The 20075-nt window shown below is 68.3% G+C and carries 13 protein-coding genes; 6 read left to right on the plus strand and 7 right to left on the minus strand.

Features of this window, described 5'->3' with window-relative positions:
- Positions 1-19: 19 nt before the first annotated feature.
- Entirely contained in the window at positions 20-1696 is a 1677-nt protein-coding gene (hutU, locus tag OHB26_RS32990) for a urocanate hydratase (RefSeq protein WP_330181158.1), read from the minus strand.
- A 159-nt stretch (positions 1697-1855) separates the two neighbouring features.
- On the opposite strand from hutU, the gene hutC reads away from it, so the two are divergent.
- Complete coding sequence (hutC, locus tag OHB26_RS32995) at positions 1856-2626, plus strand: histidine utilization repressor (protein WP_330181159.1); 771 nt, start codon at positions 1856-1858, stop codon at positions 2624-2626.
- A 5-nt stretch (positions 2627-2631) separates the two neighbouring features.
- Here the strand turns inward: hutC and OHB26_RS33000 are convergent, their stop codons facing one another.
- The 5 genes from OHB26_RS33000 to recC all read right to left on the minus strand — a co-directional run bounded on the left by OHB26_RS33000 (position 2632) and on the right by recC (position 14307).
- Complete coding sequence (locus OHB26_RS33000; protein ID WP_330181160.1) at positions 2632-4116, minus strand: flavin-containing monooxygenase; 1485 nt, start codon at positions 4114-4116, stop codon at positions 2632-2634.
- 71 nt (positions 4117-4187) lie between these two features.
- Entirely contained in the window at positions 4188-5039 is an 852-nt protein-coding gene (locus OHB26_RS33005) for an alpha/beta fold hydrolase (protein WP_330181161.1), read from the minus strand.
- Positions 5040-5062: 23 nt separating this feature from the next.
- Positions 5063-6946 carry an exodeoxyribonuclease V subunit alpha gene (recD, locus tag OHB26_RS33010; RefSeq protein WP_330181162.1) on the minus strand — a complete coding sequence of 628 codons (1884 nt, stop codon included), beginning with the start codon at positions 6944-6946 and terminating at the stop codon, positions 5063-5065.
- A gap of 91 nt (positions 6947-7037) precedes the next feature.
- Positions 7038-10928 carry a UvrD-helicase domain-containing protein gene (locus tag OHB26_RS33015; protein WP_330181163.1) on the minus strand — a complete coding sequence of 1297 codons (3891 nt, stop codon included), beginning with the start codon at positions 10926-10928 and terminating at the stop codon, positions 7038-7040.
- A gap of 40 nt (positions 10929-10968) precedes the next feature.
- Positions 10969-14307 carry an exodeoxyribonuclease V subunit gamma gene (recC, locus tag OHB26_RS33020; RefSeq protein WP_330181164.1) on the minus strand — a complete coding sequence of 1113 codons (3339 nt, stop codon included), beginning with the start codon at positions 14305-14307 and terminating at the stop codon, positions 10969-10971.
- A gap of 179 nt (positions 14308-14486) precedes the next feature.
- Here recC and OHB26_RS33025 point away from each other — a divergent pair, with 179 nt between their 5' ends.
- The 5 genes from OHB26_RS33025 to OHB26_RS33045 all read left to right on the plus strand — a co-directional run bounded on the left by OHB26_RS33025 (position 14487) and on the right by OHB26_RS33045 (position 19264).
- Positions 14487-14714 (plus strand): hypothetical protein, encoded by a 228-nt coding sequence (locus OHB26_RS33025; protein WP_330181165.1) that lies wholly within the window; start codon positions 14487-14489, stop codon positions 14712-14714.
- A gap of 75 nt (positions 14715-14789) precedes the next feature.
- Positions 14790-15662: a tat pathway signal sequence gene (locus OHB26_RS33030; RefSeq protein ID WP_330185856.1), complete on the plus strand. Its 873-nt coding sequence runs from the start codon at positions 14790-14792 to the stop codon at positions 15660-15662.
- Positions 15663-15740: 78 nt separating this feature from the next.
- Positions 15741-17171 (plus strand): NAD(P)/FAD-dependent oxidoreductase, encoded by a 1431-nt coding sequence (locus tag OHB26_RS33035; RefSeq protein WP_330181166.1) that lies wholly within the window; start codon positions 15741-15743, stop codon positions 17169-17171.
- A 133-nt stretch (positions 17172-17304) separates the two neighbouring features.
- Positions 17305-18306 (plus strand): hypothetical protein, encoded by a 1002-nt coding sequence (locus OHB26_RS33040; protein ID WP_330181167.1) that lies wholly within the window; start codon positions 17305-17307, stop codon positions 18304-18306.
- 265 nt (positions 18307-18571) lie between these two features.
- The gene (locus OHB26_RS33045; RefSeq protein ID WP_330181168.1) at positions 18572-19264 is read left to right on the plus strand and encodes a hypothetical protein; all 693 of its coding nucleotides are present in this window, start codon (positions 18572-18574) and stop codon (positions 19262-19264) included.
- A 103-nt stretch (positions 19265-19367) separates the two neighbouring features.
- Here OHB26_RS33045 and OHB26_RS33050 read toward each other — a convergent pair whose 3' ends face one another.
- Positions 19368-20018 carry an urease accessory protein UreD gene (locus OHB26_RS33050; RefSeq protein WP_330181169.1) on the minus strand — a complete coding sequence of 217 codons (651 nt, stop codon included), beginning with the start codon at positions 20016-20018 and terminating at the stop codon, positions 19368-19370.
- Positions 20019-20075: the final 57 nt, after the last annotated feature.

A 20075-nucleotide genomic window follows, 5' to 3' on the forward strand; every position in this document is an offset into this window, starting at 1 on the left:
GTAGACCGCGGTGGATCGATTACTGATTCTCGGACATGGGAACGCGGACGCCGCGGGTGCGAGCCGTCTCGATGGCGTGTTCGTATCCGGCGTCGGCGTGCCGGATGACACCCATGCCCGGATCGTTGGTGAGCACGGCCTCGATCTTGCGAGCGGCGAGTTCGGTGCCATCGGCGATGACGACCTGACCGGCGTGGATGGAGCGGCCCATACCGACGCCGCCACCGTGGTGCAGCGATACCCAGGACGCGCCGGAGGCGGTATTGACCAGGGCGTTCAGCAGCGGCCAGTCGGCGATGGCATCGGAGCCGTCGCGCATGGCCTCGGTCTCGCGGTAGGGCGAGGCCACCGAACCGGAGTCCAGGTGGTCACGGCCGATGGCGACCGGCGCGGAGAGTTCACCGCTGGCGACCATCTCATTGAACTTGAGTCCGGCCAGATGGCGTTCGCCGTAGCCGAGCCAGCAGATGCGCGCGGGCAGGCCCTCGAAGGCGACCTTCTCCCCCGCCATCGTGATCCAGCGCTTCAAATGCTCGTTGTCCGGGAACAATTCGAGGATCGCCTTATCGGTGGCGGCGATATCGGCCGGATCACCCGAGAGCGCGGCCCAGCGGAACGGGCCCAGGCCCTCCTCGAAGAGCGGGCGAATGTAGGCGGGCACGAAGCCGGGGAAGTCGAAGGCGCGGTCGTAACCGCCCTTGCGGGCCTCATCGCGAATGGAGTTGCCGTAGTCGAAGACCTCGACGCCACGATCGAGGAAGCCGACCATGGCCTTCACATGCGCGGCCATGGAGAGCTGGGCCTGCTCGGTGAACCACCCCGGATCCTTCTCGGACATGGTCTTCATATCGCCGAAGTCGACCCCGATGGGCAGGTACGCGAGGGGATCGTGCGCGGAGGTCTGATCGGTGACGATATCGATGGGCGCTTCGCGCTCGAGCAGCGCCGGAAACACCTCGGCCGCATTGCCTTCCACGCCGATGGACAGCGGCCGCCGCGCATCGCGGGCCTCGATCGCCAATTCCAGGGCGTGCTCGAGGTTGTCGGCCTTCACATCCAGGTACCGGTGCTTGATGCGCCGATCGATACGCGTGACATCGCAGTCGACGCAGATGGCCACGCCCTCGTTCATGGTGACGGCCAGCGGCTGCGCACCACCCATACCGCCGAGACCCGCTGTGAGGGTGATGGTTCCGGCGAGGGTACCGCCGAATCGCTTGCGCGCCACCGCGCCGAAGGTCTCATAGGTGCCCTGCAGAATGCCCTGGGTGCCGATATAGATCCACGATCCGGCGGTCATCTGCCCGTACATGGTGAGCCCGAGCTCCTCCAGGCGGCGGAACTCCTCCCAATTCGCCCAGTCGCCAACGAGATTGGAGTTGGCGATCAGAACGCGCGGAGCCCATTCGTTGGTGCGGAAGACGCCGACCGGCTTACCGGACTGCACCAGCATGGTCTCGTCGTTCTTCAAGGTCTTCAGGGTCGCGACCATGGCGTCGAAGGCGGCCCAGGAGCGCGCGGCGCGGCCGGTGCCGCCGTAGACGACCAGGGCGTCGGGATGCTCGGCCACCTCGGGATCGAGATTGTTCATGAGCATGCGCAGCGCACCCTCCTGCTGCCAGCCGAGCGTGGTGAGCTCGGGACCGCGCGGCGCGCGCACCGGTCGGGCCTCGTGCCCGGGTGAAGTGATGTCCATGGGTACCTCCGTGACTCCGTTCGCGCTCAGCGGTGAATGTGTGCTGGATCGCATTCTGCAACAGTTGTATAGTCCTGTCTATACAACTGTCAAAATGACGGCATCCGGGCCGGTAGGCTGGCGGCTCGGAACGATGGACTGACGAGGAGTACGGCGGGGATGGCAACGGTCGCGGGATCGAACAGCTCGGGCGAGACCTCCCTGGCCGCACTGTTCGCCGAGGCGGGGGGCGATTCGGTACCCGCCTACGAACGGGTCAAACAGTTGGTGATCACCCAGGTGCGTTCAGGGCGCTGGACGGAGGGCGATCAACTACCGTCCGAGCATCAGTTCGTGGCGGCGCTGGGGCTCTCCCGTATGACCATCAATCGGGCGCTGCGTGAGCTCACCGCCGAGGGTTTGATCGTGCGCATGATGGGTGTGGGCACCTTCGTGGCCGCCACCAAGGGCTCCTCACCGCTGTTCGAGGTGCGCAATATCGCCGATGAGATCCAGCAGCGCGGACATCGACATCGCACCGAGGTGATTCTGGTGCGCGACGAGAAGATCGACGGGACCCAGCCGTTCCTGCGGGATTCCATCGGCACCAAGGCTTTTCACTCGGTGCTGGTGCACTTCGAAGACGACACCCCGATCCAGGTCGAGGACCGGTATGTGAATCCCGCTGAAGCGCCCGGATATCTGGAACAGAACTTCGCCACCACCACGCCCAACGACTATTTGAGCCGGGTCGCACCACTGGTGCGCGGCGAGCATGTGGTGGAGGCGGTGCTCGGCAGTGCCGAGGAGTGCCGGCTGCTCGGTATCGAGCGCACCGAACCGTGCCTGCTCATTCGCCGCCGCACCTGGTCCGAGCACGGACTGGTGAGCGTGGCCCGGCTGGTGCATCCGGGCTCACGCAATCGCCTCGAAGGTGTCTTCGGGCGCTGAAAACCCTACTGCCCGCTGGCGATCGGCGCTGATTCACCGGCCTTCTCGAACCGCATGGCCGGATCGACGACCTTGCCGTAGCGCAGCATCGGCAGATCCCGCAGATAGTTCTGGCGCAGCCGCCACGGTGCGCGATCGCCCTGTTTGGGGAGGCGATCCAGGGCCCGCAGCACATAGCCGGGCTGGAAGTCCAGGAACGGTGCGGTGCCGACCGAGGGATCACGGACCGGCGTGGCCTTGGCGTAGCCGTGCGAATCCATATGCTTCAGCAGGCGAACCACGTACTCGCACACCAGATCCGCCTTCAAGGTCCAGGAGGCGTTGGTGTAGCCGATGATGAAGGCGAAGTTGGGGACCTCCGAGAGCATCATGGCCTTGTACGCCATGGCATTCGGGAGTTCGACCTTCGCACCGTCCACGGTCAGCTCCAAGCCGCCGAAGGCGATGAGGTTCAAACCCGTTGCGGTGATGATGATATCGGCGTCGAGCTCACGACCGGACTCGAGTTTCAGACCGGTTTCGGTGAAGGTTTCGATGCGGTCGGTGACCATCTCCAGTTTGTCCTGGCGGATGGCGCGGAACAGATCACCATTCGGCACCAGGCACAGCCGCTGATCCCAGGGCTTGTAGCTGGGATTGAAATGCGTCTGGATATCGTAACCCGCTGGAAGCCAGCGTTTCTGGAGCCCGAAGATCCAGGACCGCATGCGCTTGGGGTAGCGCTGCGAGATCTGGTACATGGCGGTGCTCAACCCGACGTTCTTGGCGCGGGCCAGCGCGTACGCGGCTTTGGCGGGCAGTACGCGCCGCACCCGGTCCGCGAAGGCATCGCGGGCGGGCATGGAGATGATGTACGAGGGTGAGCGCTGCAGCATGACCACGTGCGCGCCCTGATCGGCGAGCGCCGGGCCGAGAGTCACCGCGGTCGCGCCGGAGCCGATGATCACGACCCGCTTACCTTCGACCTCGAGCTGTTCGGGCCAGTGTTGCGGGTGCACGACCGGGCCCGAGAAGCGTTCCATCCCAGCGAATTCCGGCGTGTAACCCTCGTCGTAGCGGTAATACCCCGAACAGCTGAACAGGAATCCGGCGGTGATGGTCACCGTAGCGCCGTCATGTTCGGCGGTCACCGTCCACTGTTCGTCGGCGGTCGACCATTCCGCCCGCAGCACCCGATGCCGATAGCGAATGTGCTTGTCGATTCCGGCGTCCGCGGCGGTGTCGCGTACATAGTTCAGGATCGAATCCCCGTCGGCGATCGCCTTGTCCCCCAGCCACGGCCGGAACCGGTAGCCGAGGGTGAACATGTCGGAGTCGGAGCGAATACCCGGGTACCGGAACAGATCCCAGGTCCCGCCGATCCCCTCGCGCATCTCCAGGATCGCGTACGTGCGCCACGGAAACGCGGTCTGTAGATGGTGGGCGGCCCCGATACCGGACAGACCCGCGCCGATAATGAGCACATCGACGTGCTCGGGCGTGCTGCTCATCGACACTCCTTCGATTCGCAAGATGTAGGCCCAGCGTATCCATCGAGGAACACGCGCAGGGCCGAAGCGGACTACGAACGCGAGAAGAATTCGCCGATGAATCGGGCGACGAGTTCGGGGGCCTGCTTGTCGATGCCGAAATGATCGAGGCCGGTGAGGGTGCGGCGTTCACAGTGCGGCAGTGTCTTCGCCAATTGGTCGTGGTCCGCGTCGGTGTGCGGTCGGCGGTCCTTATCGCCGTCCATGAGCAGGACCTCGGCGGTGACGGCGGCGTAATTCGGGTAGGTGTCGTTCAGTCGGACGACTTCCCGGTGTTCGCGCAGATTCTCGGCGAGTTGGCCGACGACCAGATCGCGTTCCGGGGCCTTCATGAACATGGGCATCATGCGGCGGAACATCCAGCGCGGGATTCTGCGAACATTCTCCGGCCCCATGGCGCGCACGAATTCGACGAAGGCGTCGAAGGGTTTGCCCTGTTCCAGGTACTTCGCGTAGGCGGGCATCCACTCCGATGGCACCGACCCCGCGATGGACACTCCGGGTTCGTAGAGGGCGAGTTTGCGGATATCCGGATTGTCACGGGCCGCCTCCAGTGCGACCAGTCCGCCGTAACTGTGCCCGACAATCAATCCCGCGCCGGTTTTGTCCCGCACGGCGCGAATGTCCGCGCAGTCCTCGGTGATCCGATACTCCGGCCCCTGCGGACCACTCTCGCCGCGTCCACGCCGTTCGATGGTGTGCAGGGTGAATCCGCGACCGCTCAGGGCCGCGGCGAAGCGGGCGTAACCACGCGCCACCGACAGCGCACCGGGCACTACGATCACCGCCGGACCCGCGCCGACCGTCAGGTACGCGATAGTTGTGCCATCCGCTGACCGGACGGTATCGGTGGACTGTTCGAACTCGGCATCGGCTGTAGCCATGAAAACCCCTCCGGGCCACCAAGTTACACGCGCAGACCGCTCGCGCGCAGGACCCGACGGCCGATCGCCGCGCGGATCGAATCCTCGGTGCCGAGTACCCGGACATGCTTACGCGCGCGAGTAATGGCCGTGTACAGCAACTCCCGGGTGAGCAGGGTGGATTCCGGACCGGGCAGCACCGTCGTCACGGTGTCGTACTGACTGCCCTGACTGCGATGAATCGTCATGGCGTACACCGTGGTGACACCCGGGAATTGGGTGGGGTGCACCAGATACGGCTCGGTGCCGCGCTGCAGGGCCGCGCGCAGGGTGCCGTCCGGCATGCGCACTATGACACCGGTATCGCCGTTGTAGATGCGCGCCTCGTGATCATTGGCGGTGACCAGCAGCGGCTGACCCGGATACCAGTGTCCCGGACCGGGTTCGGTGCTGATCCCCGCGGCCGCGACCCAGCCCGCGGCCATCCGATCCCAGCGTTCGACGCCGTACGGCCCCTGCCGATGCGCGCAGAGCAGGCGATGCGATTCGAGTGCGGTGAGCGCGGCGGTGGCATCACCGGCCAGGGCCGCGTCGGTGGCGGATTGCGCCGCGCGCAGGACATCCGCGCGCACCGCACCGATGTCCTCCGGGGTGTGCAGGGACAGCTCCGTACCGCCCGCGCGCAAGAGGTCCAGGGCGGTATCGGCATCACCCGCGCGCACCGCCACCGCGAGTTCGGCAATGCGGCCACCGAAGCGGCGGCCCCGGGTGAGGCGAACAATACCGCCGCGCATGCGTTCTCGCTCACGGGCGGAGAGCGCGTCCGGATGTGCCGCGCTATCCCGCAATTCGGCGCCGAGGATCAGGTCCAGGGCCGGATTCGCCTGTCCGGCAATCGGTCCCGCCACCAGGTCGGCCAGGACCGCGCCCGCGTCCACGGAGGCCAGCTGGTCCGGGTCGCCGACCAGCACCAGTCGCGCGTCCGGGCGAACCGCCGGGAGCAGGCGGCTCATCATGGTCAGCGACACCATGGAGGTCTCGTCCACCACGATCACGTCATAGGGCAGCCGATTGAATTCGTGATGCTTGAACCGGCTCGCGCCACCGCGCTGCCAGCCCAGCAGCCGGTGCAGGGTGGCGGCGGTGAGTTCGGGCAGTCCGATGTCCCCGGCCTGCTCGCGCACCGATTCCTGCAGTCGCGCGGCGGCTTTGCCGGTGGGTGCGGCGAGCGCGATGCGCAGGGCGGGCGCGCCGGGAATGGCTTGCTGATGTGCGACCAGCAGCGCCAGCACGCGCGCGATGGTGTGCGTCTTACCCGTACCCGGTCCACCCGCGACCACGGTGGTCCACTGGGTGGCCGCCAATGCCACCGCCAGCCGCTGCCGATCCGGTGGTTCGCCCGGTCCGCCCTCACCCGGGAACAGCCGATCCAGTTCTCGCCGAACGAGTTCGGCGTCCACCATGGGCTGGGTGGTCGAGCGTTCGGTGAGCGCGGCCCGGATGGTCTCCTCCTGCCGGTAGTACCGGTCCAGGTAGAGCAGTGGTCCGGCCTCGGATCCGGGTGGATCGATCAGCCGCAACGGGCGCAGCGGCCCGGCTGGGCTACCGCACACCAGCGGACTCTTGCGCAGGGCGGCGATCACCTCGTCCACATCGGGCCAGGGCAGGGTGGACGGATCGATCGAAGACTCTTCCGTCCCTTCGGCATCCACGCCGATCTCGTGCATGCGCCGCACTTCCAGGCAGACCGAGCCGGACCGGACCGCGCGCACGGCGAGCGCGGTCGCGAAGAGCACCAGGGGTGAGCTCTCCTGGCCGAGCCGCCCGAGCCGCACCGCCACATGCACATCCGCCGCGGACAGCACGCCCGCCTCGTTGAAGATCTGCAACGCCCCGGTCCCACGCTGCGCCAACTGAATGGAGGTCATGCGGCCACCGCCCACGCGCACTCCGCCTGCGCCGTGCCCACGGCTGGCGGGGCGAGCCCATCGCCCGCCCACATGTGATCGGTGCGGTGCCTCATGCGGGTGCCTCCGTATCGGTGAGTTCGCCCGCCAGCAGTAACGACAGGTCCGTCACCAGCGCGGGCGGTGGCATCCAGTCGAAGACGCCGCAGCCGTCCGGGGTGTCGGGTCCGATCATGCCGCGCACGAACAGGTAGCGGATACCGCCGAGGTGCCGGGCCGGGTCGTAGCCGGGCAACCGCCAGCGCAGATACCGGTGCAGGGCAACCGAATACAGGATGGCTTGAAGTGGATAGTGCGAGCGCATCATCTCCGCGGCCATACGCTCGTGCGTGTAGTGCGCGACGGTCAGATCACCGGTGCCGAGCCGGTTGGTCTTGTAGTCGACCACCACGAATCGTGGTCCGGCGGTGCGCAGTACGGCGTCGATGCTGCCGGTGAGGAAACCGCGTAGCGGCGTGTCGTCCAGGTGCGCGATCTGATCGGCATAGGGCAGGAACACATCGTCGGCGGGGAGGTGGCGGCGTAGCAGTCCGGCGATCTGTGGCACGCTCACCCGGGTATCGGTCGGGGTGTCGCCACCGGCCAGCGGCATATCGAAGTCGAGTTCGCTGAGCCGGTCACGCGCCGAGATATCGGCGAGGGAACCGAATCCGATCGGGGTGCGCATGACCGCCATGAGTGCGTGCGCGAGCACCTCGGGATCGGCGTCGAACATCTGCTCGGCGACCGCGTGCGTACAGCGGGCGCGCATTTCGGCGGCCAGATCCGGGGCGTCGGTATCGACGTACTCCAGGATCTCGTGCACCAGGGTGCCGAACTCCGCGCCGTAGGGCAGCGTATTCATGAGTGACGGTGCGGCCGTGGCGAATACGTCGAGTTCGTCACCGAGCACACTGGGCTCGGTGGGTTCATCGGCCACACCGCCGCCATCGGGCTGGTCACCGCCGGGCATGGCGTCGTGCGCCCCGGCGGTGAGCGCCGAGTAGGACGTGCGCCGCCAATCCTGATCCAGACGGCGGTCGAAACGCGCCACGGCGAGCGATTCGGCGGCCGCGGCGGTGTGATCGCGGGGCAGCCGCGCGCGGCGGATCTCATGCACCGGCTCGATCGCGATAACGCCGGGCTCGGCCGTCGACGCCCACTCCGAGATACGGTTGAGCACAACCGAATCGGCGGGTACGGCGACCTTGTCGGCCACGGCCGGACTGCCCGGCTCGCGACCCAGGATCATCCGATGCAGCGGCGCGGTCTGGGTATCGAAGGCCGGTGCCCACCAGGCCACCACCTGTGCGCCCGCGCGGGTCAGCGCCACGTACAACAGCCGCAGCTCCTCGGCCGCCTCCTCGGATTCGGCGCGGGGCTTGCGGGTGCTGTACTCCGACGCCTCCGGACCACCCACATCCAGTACGCGACGGCCCTGCTCATCATGGAAGAGCAGGGTCTGCGGATTGCGAATCTTGGCGGCATCCCATGCGAAAGGCAGGTACACGACCGGGAATTCGAGCCCCTTACTGGCGTGCACGGTGGCGATCTGCACGGCCGCCGCATCCCGGTCCAGACGGCGACTACGACCGGCCACACTGCCCGAGGCCGGATCACGGACGCGATCGGCGAGCCAGCGGGTCAGGGCGCTCAAACCCAAACCCTCACGCAGCGCGGCATCATCGAGCAGCTGTGCGATCTGACGCAGGTCGGTGAGCTGACGTTCGCCGCGCTCCAGGGCGAGCAGGCGCGGCGCAAGTTCGGTTTCGGCGCTCATCTTCTCGAAGACGGCGGCGAAACCGGCGCGCGCGAACAGCCGAGCGGAATCACGCAGTTCGGCACTGAGCCGTCCCACCAGATCCGCACCGCCGGAATCGATCTCCTCGGCCGCCAGACCCAGCAGTGCCGTCCCGGCGGCCAGGCGCACCCGGTCGGCGCGATGCGGCTGCTCCAAAGCGTGCAGTACCCACAGCCATTGGGTCGCCGAGGGCGTACCGAAGACGCTGGCGCCACCGGCGAGCACCGAGGCCACCCCGGCGAGCTCGAGCTCTTTACGCACCATGTCGAGCTGATTGCGATTGCGCACCAGCACCGCGATATCACCGGGGCCCAGCGGCCTTTCACCGCCCGCGTCGATGGTCGTACCGGATTCGAGCAGTCGCACGATATCGGCGGCCACATCGGTGGCGACGCGTTCGCGCTGGCGCCCGACGGTCGGATAGCCGGAGCGATTCAACGGTCCCGCACCGGTGCGCGGTAAACACCTGAGCCGGAACGGGATCACCATCTCGGGCGCGCCGGTGAGCCGGGAGAACGGCCGGGTGGCGGCCACCGTATGCACGGTGATCTCCTTGTGCCCCAAGGCCGCTCCGCCGTGGATATGCTCCAGCGCGGCCAGCAGTCCGGCATCACTGCGCCGGTTGGTGGTGAGTTCGCGCCGGGAGTCCGCGTGCGCCACCGCGTCCAGATAGCTGAGCACCTCCGCGCCGCGGAAGGCGTAGATGGCCTGTTTGGGGTCGCCGACCAGCACCAGGGTGGTGTGCCCGTGGAAGGCCCGGCGCAGAATGTCCCACTGCAGCGGATCGGTGTCCTGGAACTCATCCACCAGCGCCACCCGGAACCGGTCCCGAATCCGCTGGCAGGCGCGCGGGCCGTGCTCGTCATCGGCCAGCACATCGTGCAGCAGCACCAGCAGATCGTCGAAGTCGCGCAGCCCCGAAAGCTGTTTGCGCCGTGCGGTTTCCGCCCGCGCCGCCGCCGCGAAGGCGACCCGCTCCCCCGCCGGGTCATCCTCGGATTCGACCTCGGGCACCAGTATGGCGGCGCCGTCGCCCACGGCCGCCGCGGCCAGACGCCGCGCGTCGGCCGGACCGAACGGCGGAATCTCACGCGCGTACCGGCTCAGGTACAGATCATCGGCGACGGTCGAGACCACATCGTCGATACTCTCGACCAGCCGCACGCCCGGATCCTGCTCTCCCGCCAGCCCCAGCTCATCGAGCATGCGCTGGCAGAAGCTGTGCGTGGTGGCGATGGTCCCGGCGTCGAAATCCGACAGCGCGGCCAGCAGCCGCTCCCGCCGCGCCGCCACCTCCCCCGGATTCGCCTGCGCCAGATGCCGAATCAGCTCATCCCCGGTGGCCTGTGCGCGCTCCGGATCGGCCAGCGCAGCCGCCACCGAGACGAATCGATCCCGGGTGCGCTCCCGCAATTCCTGGGTGGCCGCCCGGCTGAAGGTCACCAGCAGCAGTTCCGAGATATCCACCCCGGCCTCGGCGACGAAACGCACCGCCAAACCGACGATGGCATATGTCTTGCCGGTACCCGCACTGGCCTCCAGCACGGTGGTCCCGACCGGCAAGGGCCCGGTCAGTTGAAATCCACTCCCCGAATCACCCTGCCCACCAGCAGTATTCTGAACAGTCTCAGCCGCGCCCGAGACACCGGCGGGCCGCCCGTCCTCAGCCCAAAGACCTTCGCCCTGCGGGCGGACCGCGTCCAATCCCGTGGACTCGCCATTGTCCGCCGCCACACCCAGCGGCGTCCCGTACGGGTCCGCGATGTCCTCCGCGGCCGCCGATACGGACCCGGTCATGTCGCCGGCGTGGCGGTTCTTCTCGGCCTTCCGTATGGCATCGCGCTCAGGGGTCGCATCGCCATCGACGCTGAACAGGTCCGGGACCGGCTCGGTCGCCGCCGGGGTGGGTCCGGTCATTTCGCCGGAACTACCGCCGCTCTCGGCCGTGGCTGCCCGGTCGCCCGTGCCGGACTCGGTATCGTCGCGCTCGGTTCCGCGCTCCGGGGCGATATCCCCGTCCAGCCCGAACAGTTCCCCGCCGTCGTCACCTACCGCATCGCGGTGCGATTCGCCGCCCGCCGAGTCGCCGCTGCGACGGGAGCGGGTGGCGGCCGGGCGGACGGTGAGGTCCGCGTCGGTGAGCGAGAACAGGTCGTCGGTCATCCGCGCCTTTCACTTTCGGGGCCGGTCGGGGGCGGGTTGATCATGGCTGGCCCTGATTCTCGTTGCTGAGCAAGGGATTCCACAGCCGACGCGCCAGTTCACCGAAGCGGGTCGGCTCGGCCTCCAGCACCGTCGGGGTGGTGGTGCGGGCTTCGGTGAGCTGATGGAAGCGCGGGGTGGGTCCGAGCACATACCGCAGGTAGCGGTCGGTGTGTTCGCCGTAGCGGCCGGGACCGTCCTTGCCGCCGTCGAATTCGTGCTCCGCCGCCAGCAGCGCGTCCTCGGGCGAGGAGCCCTGGCAGCGGCGTTCGGCGTAGGCGGCCGACGCGGCGGGAGCGATGGGGAGTGCCTCGGCGAGCCCCTCGTCACGCAGGGCCACCAGATCGCGCAGCAGCAGCCGGGCGGCGTGCGCGTTGGGTGCGGTGAGCGTGGATTGCCAAGCGGGCCGCGACATTTTGCCGCGTCCGATGGTGATGGCCCGCCAGCTCTGATGATTGCCGGTGGCGGCCAGAGCGAGCAGCCGCACCCACGCGGCCATCCGATGCTTGGGCGCCAGCCGGGAGAAGGTGGTGCGCAGCAACGCGTCATCGTGCACATCCGGGACGGTGCCGGTGAGCCGTCGCCCGTCACCCAGATCCACCGCGATATCGACGGTGCGGGAGGGGATCTCATGCAGCGGTTGCGCCACCCGGACCAGCCGGTCGACGGTGTTCTCCACATCGTCGAGGACCGCCGCGCCGAGCGCGAACGGCGGCAGCGACCCGCGCCGCCACTCGGCCGCGCGCAGCGCACCGGGATCGACGCCGGTGAGCCGCGCGTTCAACATGCGCTCGCCCATCCCCCATTTGGTGAGCCCGTCCAGCTCGATGGGCAGCCGGTCGGCTATCTCCTCCTCGCTCTCGGGCACGCGAATCCCCAAGCGCTGCCACAGGAACGCGCGAATCGGATGCTCCACGAAGGACACCAGATCGGCCAGCTCCACATCCCCGCGCTCGGTGCCGGGCAAGGCCGCGGCCAGGAACGGCGGGCGCGGTGCGGGCGCACGCTGGGCGGCGAGGGCGCCCGCGAGCGCGACGCGGTCGAAGCTGAACGGCTTTTCGGCAGTGAAGTTGCGGCGATCGAAGGGCTGCAACGGATGTCGCATGACCACATCGTCGATGGCCGCGGGCCCGATATGCGCGCGCACGGTATCGAGCAACTCGGCCACGGGTATGGCGGGCGGGCGATGCGCCCCCGTCACCGGATCGGATCCGGTGTGCAGCAGCACAAGTCGCTCCCCCGCCGCCATGATCGCGTCCAGCAGCAGTTGCCGGTCCTCACTGCGCGGATCGCGATCACCCGGGCAGCGGTGCCGGGCCAGCACATCGTCACCGTCCACCCCACCGGCGCGCGGGAACACCTCGTCATCGAGTCCGAGCAGCACCACCACCCGATGCGGTACCGACCGCATGGGCACCATGGTGCAGACGGTCAACTCACCGGTGCGGAAGTTGGCCCGCGAGGGCCGCCCCGCCAGTCGCGCCGCCAGCAGCGCGGCGATATCGGTGAGCCGCAAGGGAATCTGCCCGGCATGCTCGGTGGCGGCGGCGAGTTCGCGTCGCGCCTGCACACCCTGCCAGCCCTGGGTGCGCGGGACGTCGGTGAGCAGATCCAGCGCACGCCCCAGTACCGCGGCCCACTCCGAGGCGGGTCGCGCCGATCCGGCCGGTTCCGCCAGGGTCGGTCCGCGCAGATCGCGCAGGCAGACCGCGAGCCGGTCCACGAATTCGGCGAACCGCCCGGCCAGATCGATGTCATTGCTGTCGACATCATCCAGGGGCAGCACCAGATCCAGCCAGTCCTCACTGGATTCACCGGCGGCCACGCCCAGCAGAATGCGATCCACCGCGGCGTTCAGCGTGTTCTGCGCGAAGTCGCCCAGCCCGAACGCCTGCCGCTGCCGCTGCCCGATCCCCCAGCGCGCCCCGGTCTCGGCGGCCCAATCCCGCAGCCGCTCGATATCGTCCTCGTCGAAGCCGCAGCGCAGCCGAACCGGTTCCGCAGCAGCCAGATCCAGCACCTCGGTCACGGTCACCCGGCCGTCGGCGAGCTCGAGCAGGGTGGCGATCACATCCAGCAGCGGGTTCACCGCCCGCTGCGCGCGATCGGCCAATCGCACCCGCAGCCCGTGCGCCGGATGTCCGGGCGCGGCCCCGTCCAGGGACCACTGTCCGAACGCGGCGCGCACCAGCGGCGCGTAGCTCTCCACGTCCGGGCACATGACGATGACTTCACGGGGTTCCAAAGTCGGGTCCGCGCTGAACAATCCGAGCAGTGCGTCGCGCAGCACCTCGACCTGCCGGGCCGGGCCGTGGCAGGAGTGCACCGTGACGCTGCCGTCCGCGAGGGCCGGTTCGGGCATGAGCGACCAGCGGTCCTGCCGGATCGCGGCCTGCAATTCGGTGAGCAGGGTGCGCGCGCCGGCCGTCTCGGGGCGCGGATGGTAGGTGTCGATATGGTCGTAACCGGCGAGCCGCTCCTGCAACTCCCGCACATCCCGCCCGAGCGCCGCGAGCAGCGGATGCCGCACGCGCACACCGGAATTCGGAATCACCTCGGCATCGGCGAGTTTGGTCCACAGCGCGGGGCTCGGATGCACCAGCCACAGGTGCGCCTGCCGTCCGACGGACAGCGCCGAGAGCACCTCGAGCTGATCGGTGGTCAGTCGCGTCACCCCGAACAGCGAAATCCGTTCCGGCAGTGACACCGCGCCCGGTTCGGCCCGCAGCCGCGCACAGGCATTCGAAAGTCGCTCGGCCGGAGAGGGTTCCCCGATCGCCGCGCGCAGCAGCCGCCACAGTCGCGGCTGCCAGAGCAGATCCTCGGGCAGCGGGCGCCCAGCGCCGTCGGTGTCCGAACCGGCCGCCCAGTCCGTGATCATGCCGGGTCGCTGCATGGCGTATCCGGCGAACAGCTCCGCGATCCGCGCCGCGGTCGCGTACCGCCGCCCGACCTTGTGCCCGCTCGCCTCACCATTGCCCAGATGCCGTGCCAGCACCGCGCTCCAGGGCTCGTGCAGGGCCGCGTCGAGCACCGGCAGCAGCGTCCACACCACGCGCTCACCCGCCCACGGATCCTCCTCGGGCACCCAGCCCGTCGCCTCCGCCAGCACCCGCGCGACCAGCCCCGCCGGATCGGCGAAGTCGATATTGGCCGCCACACCGTCACGGTGCGCGGCACTGCCGAGCACCGTGCCCAGCCGCTGTTGCAGCCAGCGCTCGATGCCCTTGGCCGGGACCGCGACCACTTCCGGGGTGAACGGATCGCCGAGTGGATCGGTGAGCAACTCGGCGAGCGCGTCGGCGAGCGTGTCCGCACGCTCGGCACGATGAATGTGCACGACCTGTGTTTATACAGTCAGCGAACGACATGCAATCACCGGGCACCTCGGCTCGCCGGGTGACACCCGCCACACGCCCGATATTAGCTAGGGCGCGTCCCGGCGAAATTCGAGTGTGGTATGCGACAGTGCATTTCGGGGAGGTCGTTCGTTCGGTGATGGAAAGGCTGGTTGCGTCGATGGCTGCGTCGGTGATTCCCCTGATCCCCAGGCGTGGATTCACGGTCCGGCGGGTCGGCGAGCGCTGGGAGCTGGTGAATTCCCGCTGCTACGGCCGCACCGTCGTGCTGGCGTCCTGGCCCCGCGATCGGCACTCCGAGGCCTTCGCACACTGCTATCGGCTGAACGGACAATCCGCCGCGCCGGTGCGAAACGCGAAAAACGCTGTGACAGCGGCGTTTACATAGCACACGCCGCAAATACCCTCAAGACGTGCACATCGGGCATTGTCCTGTCTATTGTGTCTCATCGTGCGTTCTCCCATGGCCCGGCGCTCCCGCGTGGCCGCCTCCGCTTGCGTTCTCGTCGCCGCTGCCGTGATTCCCGCCGCGACGGTATTCATCCCCACCGCCGGTGCCCGGCCGGTGCTCGCGCAGGGCTGCCTGCCGGGATTCGACTGCGATCTGAGCAACAGAATCGCCGCGGTCGACAACTATCTGGCCGGCCGCCCCGGTATCACCGGATATGTGGTGCGCGACCGCGTCTCCGGTGGCATCTACCGGAATGCCAACTCGGACAACATGTTCTGGACCGCCTCCACCATCAAACTGGCGATCGCGGAGGATCTGCTGAACCGCGCGCGGGTCGGGGCCATCGTGCTGGACCCGGGCGACCGCGCCCTGATGGAGTCCATGCTGGCAACCTCGAACGACAATGCCGCCGACATTCTGTGGAACAAGTTCGCGGGCGTGGACCGCATGGCGTTCAACAACGCCTTCCGCGCCAACGGTATGGACGGCCTGATCCCGCTGCAGCCCACCACCTCGCTCGAGCAGATCAAGCTCTTCCCGGACTGGGGCTTCCAGCAGTGCACCCCCAATGACCTGGACCGGCTGATGGACAACGTGCTCACCCACATGCATCCGGACGACCGCGCCTATCTGGTGGACCGCATGCGCCGGGTCGACACCAATCAGCACTGGGGCGTCTGGGGCGCGGGCGCGGCCATGCAGCCCGGCCTGAAGAACGGCTGGTCCGATGAGCAGGGCGGCTGGGTGGTCAATTCGGTCGGCTTCGCCGGACCCGGTGAGCGCTACACCCTGTCGATCATGACCGAACAGGGACCGAACGGCAGCTACACCGACGGCTCGGAGACCACCACGCGCGTGGCACAGATGCTCTTCGCGGGTCGATGAGCTGAACCGGCGACCATCCCACTACCCTTGACGTGAGAAGTGTCGTAGTTTCACCGTCTGGCTAGGAGCAGGGACTAGATGAACGCCGATAATTCCGTCGCACAGCGCCACCGCGTGGTGGTGATCGGTTCCGGGTTCGGCGGCCTCTTCGCTTGCAAGCACCTGCGGAAGGCCGACGTAGACATCACGCTCATCTCCAAAACCTCCACCCACCTGTTCCAGCCGCTGCTGTACCAGGTGGCGACCGGCATCCTCTCGGTCGGTGAGATCGCCCCGGCCACCCGCATCGTGCTGCGCAAACAGCGGAACGTGCGGGTGATCATGGGTGAGGTCGACGATATCGACGTCGAGGGCGGCACCGTCACCTCGCGCCTGCTGAACCAGGACACCATCACCCCGTTCGACAGCCTCATCGTCGCCGCCGGTGCGCAGCAGTCCTACTTCGGCAACGATCACTTCGCCACCTACGCGCCCGGTATGAAGACCATCGACGACGCCCTCGAGCTGCGCGCGCGCATTCTGGGCTCCTTCGAGGAGGCCGAACTCGCCACCGATCAGGAGACCCGCGAGCGGTTCATGACCTTCGTGGTCGTGGGCGCGGGTCCGACCGGCGTCGAATTGGCCGGGCAGATCGCCGAACTCGCCGATCGCACCCTCGATGGCACCTTCCGCAATATCGACACCCGCGACGCGCGCGTCATCCTGGTCGAGGGCGCGGGCGCGGTGCTCGCGCCGATGGGCCCCAAGCTCGGCGGCAAGGCGTATCAGCGGCTGGAGAAGATGGGCGTGGAGATCCAGCTCAACGCCATCGTCACCGATGTGGACGCGCGCGGGGTCACCATCAAGGACGGCGACGGCACCCGGCGCATCGAATCCGCCTGCAAGGTGTGGTCGGCCGGTGTGCAGGCCAGCGGGCTCGGCAAGATCCTGGCCGAGCACTCCAAGGGCACCGAGGTGGACCGGGCCGGACGCGTCATCGTCGAACCCGATCTGACCATCAAGGGCTACCCGAACGTCTTCGTGGTCGGCGACCTCATGTCGGTGCCGGGTGTACCCGGACAGGCGCAGGGCGCCATCCAGGGCGGCACCTATGCGGCCAAGGCCATCAAGGCCGAGGTCGAGGGTAAACAGCAGCCGCAGGAGCGCAAGCCCTTCAAGTACTTCGACAAGGGGTCGATGGCCACCGTGTCGCGGTTCTACGCGGTGTGCCAGATCGGCAAGCTGGAGTTCAGCGGCTTCTTCGCCTGGCTGGCCTGGCTCGCCCTGCACCTGTACTACCTGGTCGGTTTCCGCAGCCGGTTCGTCACCGTATTGGAGTGGTTCACCTCGTTCCTGGGCCGCCACCGCGGTCAGATGGCCGCCACCGAACAGTGGGTGTTCGCGCGACTCGCACTCGAGGCGCTCGACAAGCCCGACGGCGCACGCGAACTCGCCAAACAGATCGGCGGCGAATCCGCTTCGGAGAACGGCAAATCCGTAGCGAACACCAAGGCCGCAGAAGCCTCGTAACGACACGCAGGCGTGCCGCGATGGCGGCACGCCACGCGGGAATGCCCTGACCGGGCGGCAGTGGGACCAATCCGGCGCACCAACCGGATCCGAATGTTCGACATCTGTCGACATTCGTTGAGAAAGGTCATCCATGGGCAAACGCCAACCGGCTGATCAGATTTCGCCACGCCGCCTCCGCATCGGCTCTCTCGCCATCGCCGGAGCGCTGCCACTGGTAGCCGCCCTGGCAAACACCGGAACCGCCGCGGCGGCACCGGTGACCACCGAGGACAACCAGTCCACGGTGGTGGAGAACCAGCCCGGGCCGGACACACAGCCCGGCCTGGTCCTCGACTCCCCCTTCGGGCAGCTCTCGGTGCCGGTGCCGCCGATGGCCGCCGATGGGCTGCGCGGCGAAACCGCGCCCATCGCAGCCGAATCGGACCCCGCCGCCGAGGCCGCACCGGTCATCGACACCGCCGATACCACCTCCGACAGTGTGGAGCCGGTGGTCGCCGCACCCGCCCCGGTGGTCCGGGTCGGGCGCAACTCCGCCACCGGGGTACGCGATATCCCCCGCGGCCCCGTCGCCGCGGTGGATGTGCAGGGTCTGCATATGCCGGATCCGTCGCAGGCCGCCGATGTCGCGCCCATCGCGGCACCCGAGGGCATGCTGCGCTTCGGTGACACCCAGATCGGAATCCCGACCTTCCTCACTCCCGAGCAGGCCGCTCAGGTCAATGAGGTGTCCGCGGGTGTCGAGGCCAACCTCGCGCGCACCCTCGACTCGGCCGGATTCGAGCCGAGCCGCTCGGATCGCATCGCCGCCTCAACCGTCGGCACCGCCGCCGTCGGCGCCGCGGTGGGTGTCGGTGTGGCCGCGCCCGTCGAGGTCGCCGGAGCGGTGCTGGGCGGGTTCGTCGGGGCGATGGCGGGCACGCCGTTCGCACCCGCGGGCTGGGTCGTCGGCCCGACCATCGGCGCGACCGCCGCCGCCACCATCATCGCGGTGCCCGCGGCCACCATCGGCGCGGGCATCGGCGCGGCGGTGGGCGCGGTGAACGGTGTGCTCGCACCGGCGACCGGTCCGGCCGCCTCGATCGACGAGCCTGCCGTCGGCACGAGCGACGCCGGAGCAGCTATCGCCGAGTGATAGTCGATTTGTCGGGGCCGGAATCCAGCAACTGGGATTCCGGCCCCGTTCTCGTGAATACCCAAGCCAGTGGCTAACTTTCGGCAATGCGGACGAACCACGCGACTACGGTTTTCGACCAATCCGGTTGACCGACGGGTCCGAATGTCGGGCGTCGATGTTCCCCGGACGAAAGGTCGTGATGGCCGCAGGCAAGCACAGAGCCCTCAACCCACATCGAAACAAGGTCGGCAATGTAGTGGCGGCGGGTGCGGTTCCGCTAGTCATGGCGATCGTCGGAACCGGAGCGGCCAATGCCGCACCGGTGCAATCTGATCCGGTCGCGCAGCACGATGGCGCGGCACCTCAGTGGCCCGCCGCCGATGCGCCCAATGTCATGCCGTACGAGGGCCTGCAAATCCCCGGTGACACCAAGAGCTCCATCCAGTGGTCGCGTCAGGCCCCGGACAAGAGCTATCTGGCCCCCGTCGGCGCACTGCACGCGCCGATTCCGGTGCCCGCGGTACCGCCGATCGCCCCGCCCGCCGGGAAGTTCCGGTTCGGCGATGTGGTGGTCGACGCGCCGAACTGGATCGATAACGAACAGGCGATCCAGATCAATGACCAATCCGCTCAGACCGAGGCGAATCTCGCGACGTTCCTCGACTCGATCGGGTTGGAGCGCAGCCGTTCCGACCGCATTGCCGGACAGACCGTCGGCACCGCGGCCATGGGAGCGGTGGCGGGCGCAAGCGCCGCCATGCCGATCGCACTCACCTCGGCAACCGTCGGCGCGGCCCTGGGCCTCGTGGTCGGACTGCCGCTGTTCCCGGTCGGTTTGGTCGCCGGTCCCGCCGCGGGCGCCGCGGCCGGTGCCGCGGTGATCGCCCTGCCCGCGGCCGCGGCCGGTGCCGCGGTGGGCGCGATGGTCGGCGCGGTCAACGCGTTCAATGCTCCACCGCGCGTCGTCGCCAACTGAGTTCGATTCGGCGATAAGCGTTCACGCGGCTGGTACAGCGCGTAACGCGGCGGGAACCGGGGGTGAGGTCCGGTTCCCGCCGCGCAGTTCCACGCGGAAATCGCTAGACGCGCAAGAGATTCGCGGTGCGGGTGAAGAGCGTCCCGCCCGCTGCGAGGGGTAGCAGCGCCGCGTCGAGACCGATGGTCTCGACCGCCCTCGCATCCGGATACGTCAGAATGCTTTCCAGCGCACGGGGTCCCGAGAGCGCATCATCGGTGGGTGTGTCCGCGCCCAGATCCAGGCGGTGTCGCAGCAGTGGCAGCTCGCCGATATCGGCGGTCAGCTCGCCCGACCAGTAGCCGTGATCCTCGCCGATGCGCCCGACCTGCACGCGCTCCCGAAGCCGCAGCAGCGCACCGGCTTCCAGCCGCACCGTGGTGAGCGTCTCATGTTCGGCGCCACCGGCCACCACGGTCGGCTCCGGATCGAAATCCAGCTCGCCACCGGCGGCCACCTCGAAATGCCAGTGCGCGAACGACTTCGACGTCTGCCGACCGGGCAGCGCGATGGTGGCGGCCACCGAGCGCACCAGCAATCGCGCGCCCGCGCCCACCGTGACCCGAATATCCAGCTCATCACCGCCCAAAGGCGTTGCGGCCGTACCGATCAGGTGCACGGTATCGAGCCCGGTACGACGCGCGGCCAGGCCACCCACCGCGTGGATTCGTGGCAGCGCCCCGGCCGTCGCATCGATGCGCAGCTCAGTACGCACCGCGAACCTCGGTGAACCGCGGTGAGCGATGTCGGCCCGCGGCCGGGATCCATCGCA

Origin of the sequence: Nocardia sp. NBC_01503, from assembly GCF_036327755.1 — a bacterium.
Taxonomy (GTDB): domain Bacteria; phylum Actinomycetota; class Actinomycetes; order Mycobacteriales; family Mycobacteriaceae; genus Nocardia.

Coding starts and splice junctions, on each gene's coding strand:
- hutU (WP_330181158.1), bottom strand. CDS start 1,696: ATGGACATCACTTCACCCGGGCACGAGGCCCGACCGGTGCGCGCGCCG.
- hutC (WP_330181159.1), top strand. CDS start 1,856: ATGGCAACGGTCGCGGGATCGAACAGCTCGGGCGAGACCTCCCTGGCC.
- OHB26_RS33000 (WP_330181160.1), bottom strand. CDS start 4,116: ATGAGCAGCACGCCCGAGCACGTCGATGTGCTCATTATCGGCGCGGGT.
- OHB26_RS33005 (WP_330181161.1), bottom strand. CDS start 5,039: ATGGCTACAGCCGATGCCGAGTTCGAACAGTCCACCGATACCGTCCGG.
- recD (WP_330181162.1), bottom strand. CDS start 6,946: ATGACCTCCATTCAGTTGGCGCAGCGTGGGACCGGGGCGTTGCAGATC.
- OHB26_RS33015 (WP_330181163.1), bottom strand. CDS start 10,928: ATGACCGACGACCTGTTCTCGCTCACCGACGCGGACCTCACCGTCCGC.
- OHB26_RS33025 (WP_330181165.1), top strand. CDS start 14,487: ATGGCTGCGTCGGTGATTCCCCTGATCCCCAGGCGTGGATTCACGGTC.
- OHB26_RS33030 (WP_330185856.1), top strand. CDS start 14,790: ATGGCCCGGCGCTCCCGCGTGGCCGCCTCCGCTTGCGTTCTCGTCGCC.
- OHB26_RS33035 (WP_330181166.1), top strand. CDS start 15,741: ATGAACGCCGATAATTCCGTCGCACAGCGCCACCGCGTGGTGGTGATC.
- OHB26_RS33040 (WP_330181167.1), top strand. CDS start 17,305: ATGGGCAAACGCCAACCGGCTGATCAGATTTCGCCACGCCGCCTCCGC.
- OHB26_RS33045 (WP_330181168.1), top strand. CDS start 18,572: ATGGCGATCGTCGGAACCGGAGCGGCCAATGCCGCACCGGTGCAATCT.